General features: G+C 71.2%; 12 protein-coding genes. 7 read left to right on the top strand and 5 right to left on the bottom strand.

Going from position 1 to position 11,512, the window contains the following annotated elements; translation table 11 throughout:
• The coding region (locus EDF23_RS18935; protein ID WP_131921961.1) for a hypothetical protein at nucleotides 1-209 on the bottom strand (209 nt) is incomplete at its 3' end.
• A 204-nt stretch (nucleotides 210-413) separates the two neighbouring features.
• Complete coding sequence (gene glpX, locus EDF23_RS18930) at nucleotides 414-1,403, bottom strand: class II fructose-bisphosphatase (RefSeq protein ID WP_111084799.1); 990 nt, start codon at nucleotides 1,401-1,403, stop codon at nucleotides 414-416.
• Between the two features lie 159 nt (nucleotides 1,404-1,562).
• Here glpX and fbaA point away from each other — a divergent pair, with 159 nt between their 5' ends.
• Together fbaA and EDF23_RS18920 are read left to right on the top strand one after the other, a co-directional pair.
• Entirely contained in the window at nucleotides 1,563-2,591 is a 1,029-nt protein-coding gene (gene fbaA / locus EDF23_RS18925; RefSeq protein WP_123294161.1) for a class II fructose-bisphosphate aldolase, read from the top strand.
• A 93-nt stretch (nucleotides 2,592-2,684) separates the two neighbouring features.
• Nucleotides 2,685-3,944 (top strand): M18 family aminopeptidase, encoded by a 1,260-nt coding sequence (locus tag EDF23_RS18920; RefSeq protein ID WP_131922782.1) that lies wholly within the window; start codon nucleotides 2,685-2,687, stop codon nucleotides 3,942-3,944.
• A 232-nt stretch (nucleotides 3,945-4,176) separates the two neighbouring features.
• Here EDF23_RS18920 and EDF23_RS18915 read toward each other — a convergent pair whose 3' ends face one another.
• Together EDF23_RS18915 and EDF23_RS18910 are read right to left on the bottom strand one after the other, a co-directional pair.
• Nucleotides 4,177-4,941 (bottom strand): DUF6264 family protein, encoded by a 765-nt coding sequence (locus EDF23_RS18915; RefSeq protein WP_131922781.1) that lies wholly within the window; start codon nucleotides 4,939-4,941, stop codon nucleotides 4,177-4,179.
• The gene (locus EDF23_RS18910) at nucleotides 4,938-5,996 is read right to left on the bottom strand and encodes a 4-hydroxy-3-methylbut-2-enyl diphosphate reductase (protein ID WP_123294214.1); all 1,059 of its coding nucleotides are present in this window, start codon (nucleotides 5,994-5,996) and stop codon (nucleotides 4,938-4,940) included. Before EDF23_RS18910 ends, EDF23_RS18915 begins: the two co-directional genes overlap by 4 nt.
• Nucleotides 5,997-6,127: 131 nt before the next feature.
• Here EDF23_RS18910 and xseA point away from each other — a divergent pair, with 131 nt between their 5' ends.
• The gene (xseA, locus tag EDF23_RS18905) at nucleotides 6,128-7,381 is read left to right on the top strand and encodes an exodeoxyribonuclease VII large subunit (protein ID WP_131922780.1); all 1,254 of its coding nucleotides are present in this window, start codon (nucleotides 6,128-6,130) and stop codon (nucleotides 7,379-7,381) included.
• Nucleotides 7,382-7,406: 25 nt separating this feature from the next.
• On the opposite strand, the gene EDF23_RS18900 is transcribed toward xseA, so the two are convergent.
• Nucleotides 7,407-8,162: an alpha/beta hydrolase gene (locus EDF23_RS18900; protein WP_131922779.1), complete on the bottom strand. Its 756-nt coding sequence runs from the start codon at nucleotides 8,160-8,162 to the stop codon at nucleotides 7,407-7,409.
• A gap of 81 nt (nucleotides 8,163-8,243) precedes the next feature.
• Between EDF23_RS18900 and EDF23_RS18895 the strand changes: the two genes are divergently transcribed.
• The 4 genes from EDF23_RS18895 (at nucleotide 8,244) to EDF23_RS18880 (ending at nucleotide 11,377) form a co-directional block, all read left to right on the top strand.
• Complete coding sequence (locus EDF23_RS18895) at nucleotides 8,244-8,489, top strand: exodeoxyribonuclease VII small subunit (protein WP_111084805.1); 246 nt, start codon at nucleotides 8,244-8,246, stop codon at nucleotides 8,487-8,489.
• Complete coding sequence (locus EDF23_RS18890; RefSeq protein WP_123340653.1) at nucleotides 8,486-9,121, top strand: DUF4245 domain-containing protein; 636 nt, start codon at nucleotides 8,486-8,488, stop codon at nucleotides 9,119-9,121. The genes EDF23_RS18895 and EDF23_RS18890 overlap by 4 nt, the downstream gene beginning before the upstream one ends.
• Before the next feature lie 76 nt (nucleotides 9,122-9,197).
• On the top strand, nucleotides 9,198-9,812 hold the full coding sequence (locus EDF23_RS18885; protein ID WP_111084807.1) for a carbonic anhydrase: 615 nt from the start codon (nucleotides 9,198-9,200) through the stop codon (nucleotides 9,810-9,812).
• Nucleotides 9,813-9,973: 161 nt separating this feature from the next.
• A complete protein-coding gene (locus tag EDF23_RS18880) occupies nucleotides 9,974-11,377 on the top strand; it encodes a class II fumarate hydratase (protein ID WP_123294166.1) in 1,404 nt (467 codons plus the stop codon).
• Nucleotides 11,378-11,512: the final 135 nt, after the last annotated feature.

Here is an 11,512-nt window from a genome sequence, read left to right as displayed (position 1 = left end):
TCGATCGCGTCGACGAACACATCGGCCGCTTCACCCTCCCAGTCGGTCAGCCACCCGGACCCCTTCACCGACTTCAGCCGGGTCGAGGCGTCATCCGCGGCGTCGGAGATGCGCTGGTACTCCCGCGACATCATCCGCAACGTCGACGGATCCCCCTTGACCGGATCATCACCCTGATCGACGACATCCCACCCCGACGGCCGCCCCATCATTCCTCCCCAGGTCCGATCTCCGCACACTTCTTCACAGGTGTGCGGTTGTGACCATATCAGGGGTCACAGATGCCGATGATTCGAATCATCGTGTGCTCTCGTCCCGTGCACGGGAAAACCCGTCCGCGCCACGCGACGACGTGGTGCGGACGGGTCTCGACGGTTCAGCGATGACTCGCGCCGATCAGGATCTCGCAGGGATCAGAACCACTTCTCCGCACGGTGGTCCGCCTGGATGCGACGGATGGTGTTCGAGCGGGACCGCAGCACGAGCGAGTCGGTGTGGATGACGCCGCGCGAGCGACGGACACCGTCGACCAGGACGCCGTCGGTGACGCCGGTGGCGACGAAGAACGTGTTGTCACCCGTGACCAGGTCGTCCTGGTCGAGGACCTTGTCCAGGTCGTGGCCGGCGGCGATGGCGCGCTCGCGCTCCTCGTCGTCCTTCGGCTGCAGCTTGCCGAGGATCACACCGCCGAGCGCCTTGATCGCGCACGCCGTGATGATGCCCTCGGGGGTGCCGCCGACGCCGACGCACATGTCGATCGTCGAGCCGGGCAGCGCGGCGGCGATGCCACCGGCGACGTCACCGTCGAGCAGCAGACGCGTCCCGGCACCGGTCGCACGGATCGCACGGATCAACTCGTCGTGACGGGGACGGTCGAGCACGGCCACGACCATGTCCTCGAGGTCCTTGCCCTTGGCCTTCGCCAGCGCGCGGATGTTCTCACCGATCGGCTTCTCGAGGTCCAGGACACCGCGACCCTCGGGCCCGGCGGCGATCTTGTCCATGTAGAACACGGCGGAGGGGTCGTACATCGAACCGCGGTCCGAGACGGCCATGACGGAGATGGCGTTCTGACGACCGGCGGCGGTGAGCGAGGTGCCGTCGATCGGGTCGACCGCGATGTCGCAGGCCGGGCCGTGGCCGTTGCCGACGTGCTCGCCGTTGTAGAGCATCGGGGCGTTGTCCTTCTCGCCCTCACCGATGACGACGACGCCGTCGAAGTTCACGGTGCCGAGGAACTTGCGCATCGCGTCGACCGCGGCGCCGTCGGCGAGGTTCTTCTCACCACGCCCGACCCACGGCTGCGCACGGATCGCGGCGGCCTCCGTCGCACGCACGAGCTCGAGGGCCAGGTTGCGGTCGGGCTGGAGGAACAGGGAGCCGGTTTCCGTAGAGGGAGTCACGACCCGAGCCTACCGACCGGCGGCCGACCGGCGGTCCGGACACCGGGCCCGTGCACGCATGTGCACGGCGGACGCGAGCCGACCGCGTAACCCGCACCGTCCCTCCAGTCCGGCTGACTACGATCGGCGGGGACATCACCGAAGTCGAAGGAGATCCACGTGCCCATCGCAACGCCGGAACAGTACGCCGAGATGATCGAACGCGCGAAGGCGGGCAAGTTCGCGTACCCCGCGGTCAACGTGTCCTCGTCGCAGACCATCAACGCGGTCCTCCAGGGCCTGCAGGAGTCCGGCTCGGACGGCATCCTCCAGGTCACGACGGGCGGTGCCGACTACTTCGCCGGCCAGACGATCAAGAACCGTGCCGCCGGTGCCCTCGCGATGGCGAAGTTCGCCCACGAGGTCGCGAAGAACTACGACATCACGGTCGCGCTGCACACCGACCACTGCCCGAAGGACGCCCTCGACGGCTTCGTCCTGCCGCTCATCGCGGCGAGCGAGGAAGAGGTCCGTGCCGGGCGCAACCCGATCTTCCAGTCGCACATGTGGGACGGCTCGGCCGTGCCGCTCGACGAGAACATCGAGATCGCGAAGACCATGCTCGAGAAGACGCGGAACATCAACGCGATCCTCGAGGTCGAGATCGGCGTCGTCGGCGGCGAAGAGGACGGCGTCGAGCACGAGGGCACGAACGACGCCCTCTACACGACCCCGAACGACGTCGAGAAGGTCGTCGATGCACTCGGTCTGGGCGACAAGGGCCGCTGGATCGCCGCGCTCACCTTCGGCAACGTGCACGGCGTCTACAAGCCGGGCAACGTCAAGCTCCGCCCCGAGCTCCTCGGCGAGATCCAGGCCTCGGTCGCGGCCAAGCACGGCACGGGCGAGAACCCGCTCGACCTCGTCTTCCACGGCGGCTCCGGCTCGACCGACGACGAGATCCACGAGGCCGTCCGCAACGGCGTCATCAAGATGAACATCGACACGGACACGCAGTACGCGTTCACGCGCTCGATCGCCGACTCGATGTTCCGGAACTACGAGGGTGTCCTGAAGATCGACGGCGAGGTCGGCAACAAGAAGCAGTACGACCCCCGCGCCTGGGGCAAGGTCGCCGAGTCCGCCATGGCGGCTCGCGTGGGCGAGGCCGCGAAGGTGCTCGGCTCCGCCGGTCACACCAAGGGCTGACACCGGGAGCAACTGCCGGGAGGAACGGGGCGCGTCCGACGGACGTGCCCCGTTCTGCGTCCGGTCGACTCCACCGCATGCCACGATGGGCAGGTGACCGTCGACGCCATCGCCTCCGAGTTCGCCCAGTTCGTCACCGAGTCGCCCACCGCGTTCCACGCGGCAGCGGCCTCCCGCGACCGCCTCGTCGCAGCCGGGTTCACCGAGCTGTCCGAGCTCGACGCCTGGCCGTCCGAACCCGGCGCGTACGTCGTGGTCCGCGACGGTGCGGTCATCGCGTGGCGCCTGCCGGAGGGTGCACCGGCGACGACCCCGTTCCGGATCCTCGGCGCACACACCGACTCCCCCGGGTTCCGGATCAAGCCGAACCCCGGAGTCCGCACCGGCGGGTGGGAGCAGCTGAACGTCGAGGTCTACGGCGGCGCGCTCCTGTCGACGTGGTTCGACCGCGACCTGCGCATCGTCGGCCGGGTCGTCGACGCCGACGGCAGCGTGCGGCTCGTCAGCACCGACGCGGTCGCCCGCATCCCGAACCTCGCGATCCACCTCGACCGCGGGGTGAACGACGGCAAGGAGATCGACCGCCAACGCCACACGCTGCCGATCGTCGGGGTGGACGGCGACGGCGGAGGGACCTCGGTCGTGGAGTGGCTGCGCGCTCGCCTCGGAGACGATGCCGTGTCGTGGGACCTCTTCCTCGCCGACACCCAGGCCCCCGCCCGCATCGGCATCGAGCGCGAGTTCCTGGCGTCGGGCCGGATGGACAACCTGACGAGCGTGCACGCCGGGCTCCGCGGCATCGTGGACGCCCCGGCGGAGCGCGACCACATCCCCGTGTTCGCGGCGTTCGACCACGAGGAGATCGGCTCCTCGACCCCGTCCGGTGCCGGTGGCCCGTTCCTCGAGGACGTCCTCGGCCGCGTGCAGGAGGGTCTCGGCGCCACCCGCTCCGAGGCCGCTCGGGCGTTCCGCGCCTCGTGGCTGCTGTCGAGCGACGCCGGGCACCTGGTGCACCCGAACCAGCCGGAGAAGCACGACCCGACGAACCGTCCACGCCCCGGTGCCGGTCCGCTGCTGAAGATCAGCGCGAACCAGCGCTACATGACCGAGGCCAAGGGCGAGGCCGTCTGGGCCGCCGCGTGCGACACCGCCGGGGTGCCGTGGCAGCCGTTCGTCAACGTCAACACGATCCCCGGTGGCTCGACCATCGGCCCGATCGCGGCGACCCGGCTCGGGATCCCGACGATCGACATCGGCGTCGGGCTGCTGTCGATGCACTCGATCCGCGAGCTCGTGCACGTCGAGGACCTGGCGTCACTGCACGGCGCCGTCGCGGCGTTCCTGGCAGGCTGAGCCCCGGCAGGCTGAGCCCTGCCCGGCTGAACCTGCCCGGCGTCCGCGGGCCGGGGTGTTCGCGACTCCCCGCGCACGCAGGACCGAGTGGTCACGAACTGTCGGGGGCCCCGGCGCCCGACGACACTTCGTGACCGCTCGACGGCGGGCGTGCGGCGTGTTGCGACCACTCGACGCGCGGATGCCAGCGCCGCGAGCAGCCTGGCGGTCAGACGGTCAGACGGTCAGACGGTCAGGCGCCGGCCTGGCGCATCATGAACTCGACGAACTGCGGGTCCTGGAACACCACGACGACGAACGCGATGGTGCTCACGAACGTGGCCACGACCGCGCCGACGATCGGCACCCAGAACGTGCGCTTGCGTGCCCGGAGCCGGCGGATCGACCACCACGCCACGAGCGCGAAGACCACGACGTTCGTGATCGCCCCGATGATCGCGGCACCGCTCAGTGCACTCGGGTCGTTCAGCGCCGTGTACTGCGTCTCGAGGGTCCGACGCACCGTCGACGCGACGTTGGTCACCGCGAGGGACTGCACCACGGAGATGAGTCCGAAGGCGAGCAGACCGACCGTCAGGACGAAGTCGGCGGGCGTGCGTCCGAACCGGCTCGTCGACGCGGACCGCTGCGACCCGCCCGTGGTCGGGTCGCCGGCTGCGCCGGGTCGTCCTGGAGGCACGGTGCCGGTCGGCGCACCGGCACCGGACCGGTACGCGGTCGCGCCGTCCTGCCCGGCCTGGCTCGCCGCCTGCTGGCGGCGGTCGCGCTCCTGCTGCTCGCGCTCCTGACGTTCCTGTTCGACCAGGACCGGGTTGACCCATCCCTCGGGCGCGTACTCGCCGTACGCGGGGGCGGGTCGGCCGTGGACCCGGCCGCTGACGGCACCGGCGGCCGTCGTCGGGGACGTGCCCCGGGCCTCCTGGCCGGGTGCCGCCGTGTCGTCGACGTGACCCGGCTCGCGCTGCGGCACCGAGCCCCAGCCGTCCGCGCCGCTCATGCCCGACGCCCGCCGAGCGCGCGCGTCGGGTTGCCCGACGCGTCGGTGCGGAGCTCCTTGGGGAGCGAGAACATCAGGTCTTCGTGTGCGGTCACCACTTCTTCCACGGCGCCGTACCCGGCGTCGGCGAGTTGCTCGAGGACCTCGGCGACGAGCTCTTCGGGGACGGACGCACCGCTCGTGACGCCGACGGTGGCGACGCCGTCGAGCCACTCCTGGCGGATCTCTTCCGCGTAGTCGACGCGGTGCGCGGCCTTCGCCCCGTGCTCCAGGGCGACCTCGACCAGACGGACGCTGTTCGACGAGTTCGCGGAGCCGACGACGATCACCAGGTCGGTGCCCGGGGCGACCTTCTTGATCGCGACCTGGCGGTTCTGGGTGGCGTAGCAGATGTCGTCGGACGGCGGATCCTGGATGGTCGGGTACTTCTCGCGCAGCAGGCGGACGGTCTCCATCGTCTCGTCGACGCTCAGCGTGGTCTGCGACAACCAGACGAGGTTGTCGGGATCGGGGACGTCGAGCGCGGCGACGTCGTCCGGGCCGTTGACCAGGATCGTGCGGTCGGGGGCGTGTCCCATCGTGCCCTCGACCTCTTCGTGGCCGGTGTGCCCGATCAGGATGATGGTCCGCTCGGCCTTGGCGAACCGGGTGGCCTCGCGGTGGACCTTGGTGACCAGGGGGCAGGTGGCGTCGATGGCGTGCAGGTCGCGGTCGGCGGCACCGGCGACGACGGCGGGTGAGACGCCGTGGGCGCTGAACACCACGTGCGAGCCGCGCGGGACCTCGGCGACGTCGTCGACGAACACCGCACCGCGCTGCTCGAGGGTCGACACGACGTGGACGTTGTGGACGATCTGCTTGCGGACGTAGACGGGCTCGCCGTACTGCTCGAGCGCCTTCTCGACCGCCACCACCGCTCGGTCCACCCCGGCGCAGTAGCCGCGGGGTGCCGCGAGCAGCACCTTCTTCGGACCGGCGACCGGCTCGTCACGCAGTCGCCCACGCGCCGCGTGCACGCGCGGTGGGGCGAGCGGGACCGTGTGGCCGTTGGTGATCGTCACGTCCCCGATGATAGGTGAGCGGGACGCACGCGACCTGGGCGCGGGGGCCGGCTGTGGAGAACCCGCCGCTCGCCCGCTGTCACCGGTGTCGGGCACGATGGACGTCCCGCACGAGAAGGAGCGACATGGCGATCGAACAAGGCCCGCCGACGGCCGACAACCCGTGGCCGGTCGCGCTCCTCGGCGCGAAGCTCCGCGACTGGATCGACCGGCTCGGCACCGCGTGGATCGAGGGCGAGATCACGCAGTGGAACGTCGCCGGCGGCAACGTGTACGGCAAGCTCAAGGACGTCGAGGTCGATGCGACGGTGTCGTTCTCGATCTGGTCGAGCGTGCGGTCCCGGGTGCCGGCGGACATCAAGCAGGGCGACCGGGTCGTCGCAGCGGTCAAGCCGAACTACTGGGTCAAGGGCGGCTCGCTGACCATGCAGGTCGTCGAGATGAAGCACGTCGGTCTCGGTGACCTGCTCGAACGGCTCGAACGCCTGCGCCGGACCCTCGGCGAAGAGGGGCTGTTCGACCCCGCACGCAAGAAGCGTCTGCCGTTCCTGCCGCACCGCATCGGCCTGATCACCGGCAAGGACTCCGACGCCGAGAAGGACGTCAAGCGCAACGCGCAGCTCCGGTGGCCGCAGGTCGAGTTCCGCACGGTCCACACCGCCGTGCAGGGCGAGCGGACCGTGGGCGAGGTCACGGCGGCGATCCTCGAGCTCGACGCCGACCCGACGGTGGACGTCATCATCATCGCCCGTGGTGGCGGCGACTTCCAGAACCTGCTCGGCTTCAGCGACGAAGGACTCGTCCGCGCAGCAGCAGCGGCGAGCACACCGATCGTGTCGGCCATCGGGCACGAGGCCGACCGTCCCATCCTCGACGAGGTCGCGGACCTCCGCGCCTCCACCCCCACCGACGCCGCCAAGCGCGTCGTGCCCGACGTCGCGGAGGAGCTCGCGAACGTCCGGCAGGCCCGAGCCCGCATCGGCCTGCGGTTGTCGCAGACCCTCGCGGTCGAGGCCGACCGGATCGCAGCACTCCGGTCACGCCCGGCGCTCGCGTCGACGGCGTGGCTCGTCGACACCCGTGCGGAGGAAGTGGCCCGCGACCTGTCCCGGTCGCGGGAGCTGCTCGACCGTCGGCTCGAGCGCGGCCACTCCGAGGTCGGGCACCTGACCGCCAGGCTCCGTGCGCTGTCGCCGCGCGACACCCTGCGCCGCGGCTACGCGATCGTGCAGCGGGCCGACGGCGGCGTGGTGCGGTCGTCCGACGACCTGACCGGACGGACGCCGGTGCACGTCACGCTCGGCGCGGGGACGGCGACCGGAACGCTCGAGCCAGACGGGCCGGGTCCGGACGGGTCGGGCTCGGGGTCGGCCGCCTGACGCGTCGGGGTCGCCGACGGCCTGGTCACCAGCCGCGGTCGCGCAGCCAGGTCGTCGCCAGCGTGCTCCACGCCTCGGCCGGCCCGAGACCCTCGGCGAGCCCGATGCCGTGCACCCCGCGCTCGAACACGTGCAGGTCGAACGGCACCCCGTGCCGCGCCAGCGCGTGTGCGTAGGACAGCGAGTGCGTCACCGGCACGTGCTCGTCCTCGGCCGTGTGCCACAGGAAGGTCGGCGGGGTCCGGTCGTCGACGAGCAGGTCCGCGTCCACCGCGGACCGCTCGCGGACGCTCGCGCCCGGTCCGAGCAGGTTGTCGGAGCTGCCGACGTGCGGGTGGTCCGTCATCGACGTCACCGGGTAGCAGAGCACCGTCAGGTCGGGTCGGTCGTCGACGTCCGACACGGCGCGCTCGGCCGGCGTCGGTGCGTTCGACACGAGGGCTGCCAGGTGCCCGCCTGCCGACGAACCGATCACGACGATCCGCGGATCGGCAGGGAGGCCCGCCCAGCGTCCGGCACGCAGGTCACGGACGAGCGCTCGGGTCGCCACCACGGCGTCCGGGTGGCGGTGCGGGGCGAGCGGGTACGCGAACACGACCGCGTCGATGCCGATCCCGTTCAGCCAGCGGGCGTACCCCTCCCCCTCGTGCGGAGCGTGCATGCCGTACCCACCCCCGGGCAGGACGACCGCGAGCGAGGGGCGGCCCGGCAGCCCGTCGCGCCCAGCGCTCGGTCCGTCCGGTGCCGGGTACCAGTCCACGCCCTCGGGGAGATCCGTCATGGCGCGACCCTACCGGCCGGTGTTCTCCCCAGGCGCAGCGGGCACGTCGGTCAGTCGGTGGACCCTCGGTAGGATCGAGTCGTGCCATCCCAGCAGGAACCCGAGCAGACCGACGTCCAGTCGCTGAGCTACGAAGCAGCCCGCGACGAACTCGTGCGTGTCGTGAGCGAGCTCGAACAGGGCTCCGCGACCCTCGAGCGCTCGCTGTCGCTCTGGGAGCGCGGCGAGGCCCTGGCCGCCCGCTGCGAAGAGTGGCTCGTCGGTGCTCGTGCCCGGCTCGACGCGGCCCGCGCGGCCAGCAGCGCCGAGGACGGCTCCGCCCGATGACCGACGCGAACGGTCGCCCGATCGTCGCCGAGCTCGGCCGACCCGAGACGGCAGAGGAGACCTGGGCCCGCAAGGACGCCGCACGGACCGCTCGCCGCCAGCACCAGACGGCCTTCAACCTCGTGATCGCGCTCATCGCGTCGCTCGGCATCGTGCTGTTCCTCGTCGCCGTGGTCGTGCGGCCGAACACCACGGTCGACCGCACCGTCGACTACCAGCAGATCGCGGCCGATGCCCACGTCGGCGACATCACGCTCGCCGCCCCCGACCTGCCGAGCGGGTTCACGTCGAACCGCGCCGACTTCTCCGACAAGACCTCGGACGACGTCGACGTCTGGACCGTCGGGTTCGTCACCCCGGACAAGCAGTACCTCAGCCTGCAGCAGGGCGTGGACGCCAACGGCTCGTGGGTGTCGAACCAGCTCGACCAGCGACCGTCGACCGGCACCCGCGTCATCGACGGCACGAAGTGGACCGTGTACGACCGACGGGCCGAGGGCTCGGACGCCGGCAACCACGCGTACTCGCTCGTGTCCACGTTCGGCACCAACACGATCGTGCTCTCCGGCACCGCCGACGACTCGTCGTACCGCACCGTGGCCACGGCCGTGACCAAGCAGTTCTCCCAGTAGCGACCGCCGGACGAATCCTGCCGGACACCCCGCAGCCCGACCACTCGACCTGATCCGACCCGATCCGAGGAGCCCCATGCCCGACCGCGCCGCCTCCACCCCGTCCGACGCCCTGCGCCTGCTCGTCGACGGCAACGCCCGCTTCGCCGCCGACAAGCGCCGCATGGGCCGCACGGACCCCGACCGCCGCACCGAGCTCCAGGGGTCGCAGGCGCCGTTCGCGACCGTCCTCGGCTGCTCCGACTCGCGCGTGCCGTTCGAGCACGTGTTCGACGCGGGCATCGGTGACCTCTTCGCCATCCGCAACGCCGGGCAGATCGTCGACGACGTCGTGCTCGGGTCGATCGAGTTCGCGGTCGTCGCGCTCGGCACCCCGCTCGTCGTCGTCCTGCGCCACACCCGGTGCGGTGCCGTCGCCGCGGCCCGCTCGGGTGAGCCGGTCCCCGCGCCGCACCTGCAGGCCCTGGTCGACGCCATCGCCCCGAGCGTCGAGAAGGTCCGTGCCACCGACGCCGAGCTCCCGCAGGAAGCGATCGGCGCCGCCCACCTCGAGGCCACGCTCCGCCAGGTGCTCGAGCGCTCCGGTGCCGTCTCCGACGCGATCGCCGAGGGCCGGCTGGCCGTCGTCGGCGCGACCTACGACCTCGGCACGGGCGAGGTCACGATCGACACGGTGGTCGGCAACGCCTGACGGCCCCTCGGCGCCGCACCCGCACGTCCCACATCCGTCGCACCGGTACAGTCGAACGAGACGCCCGGCGCCGGTTCCGTGACCCACGGAGACCTCGTGCGCCGGCGCAGTCCCCCGACGCGACCGCGTCCGGCGAGCACCCCAGGAAGGACCACGACGACGTGACCGACACCACCGAGACCGAGTTCCGCATCGAGCACGACACCATGGGCGAGGTGCGGGTGCCGAAGTCGGCGTTGTACCGCGCCCAGACCCAGCGCGCTGTCGAGAACTTCCCCATCTCGGGCACCGGGCTCGAGTCGGCCCAGATCGTGGCGCTCGCCCGCATCAAGCGCGCTGCGGCCATCGTGAACGGCGAGCTCGGCATCGTCGAGCCCGCCGTCGCCGACGCCATCGCGGGCGCGGCGGACCTGATCATCGGTGGGCAGCACCACGACCAGTTCCCCGTCGACGTGTACCAGACCGGCAGCGGCACCTCGTCGAACATGAACATGAACGAGGTCCTGGCCACGCTGGCGTCGGACATCGGCGGCACCGCGGTGCACCCGAACGACCACGTCAACGCCTCGCAGTCGTCGAACGACGTGTTCCCGACCTCGGTGCACGTCGCCGTGACCGAAGCCCTGCTGCGCTCGCTCGTCCCGGCGCTCGAGCACCTCGCCGAGTCGCTCGAGGCCAAAGCCACGTTGTGGGCCGACGCCGTGAAGTCCGGCCGCACGCACCTGATGGACGCCACCCCGGTCACCCTCGGCCAGGAGTTCGGCGGCTACGCACGCCAGATCCGCCTGGGCATCGAGCGGGTCACCGCGACGCTCCCCCGCGTCGCCGAGGTCCCGCTCGGCGGCACCGCCGTCGGCACCGGCATCAACACCCCGAAGGGCTTCCCGCAGCGGGTGATCGCCCAGCTCGCGAGCGACACCGACCTGCCGATCACCGAGGCCGTCGACCACTTCGAGGCCCAGGGCGCGCGCGACGCCCTGGTCGAGGCCTCCGGGGCGCTCAAGGTGCTCGCGGTCAGCCTGACGAAGATCAACAACGACCTGCGCTGGATGGGGTCGGGCCCGAACACCGGGCTCGGCGAACTGCACATCCCCGACCTGCAGCCGGGCTCGTCGATCATGCCCGGCAAGGTCAACCCGGTGATCCCCGAGGCCACCCTGATGGTGGGCGCGCGGGTCATCGGCAACGACGCCACCATCGCCTGGGCGGGTGCGTCCGGTGCGTTCGAGCTCAACGTCGCGATCCCCGTGATGGGGACGGCGCTGCTCGAGTCGATCCGTCTGCTGGCGAACAGCTCGCGGGTGCTGGCCGACAAGACCATCGACGGGCTGCAGGCGAACCTCGAGCGGGCCCGGGCGTTCGCCGAGTCGTCGCCGTCGATCGTCACCCCGCTCAACCGGGTCATCGGCTACGAGGCCGCGGCGAAGGTCGCGAAGTACGCCGTCGCCGAGGGCATCACCGTCCGCCAGGCCGTCGTGGCGCTCGGCCACGTCGAGCGTGGCGAGGTCACCGAGGAGCAGCTCGACGCGGCACTGGACGTCCTGTCCATGACCCACCCGAACTGAGCTCCTGCCGCGCTGACCCCTCCGCCAAAGCGACAGATCTCCGCGCTTGGGTTCAAGGGGTGGTTGCAACACCTTGAGTGGTGAGGTGTTGGTGTGGGTCGTTGGCACACGCGTGAGGACAAGCGACGGTTCTGG

It is taken from the genome of Curtobacterium sp. PhB128 (assembly GCF_004340725.1).
Classification (GTDB): domain Bacteria; phylum Actinomycetota; class Actinomycetes; order Actinomycetales; family Microbacteriaceae; genus Curtobacterium.
Note: the sequence above shows the minus strand (reverse complement) of the source record. Positions and strands in the feature narration are given on the sequence as shown.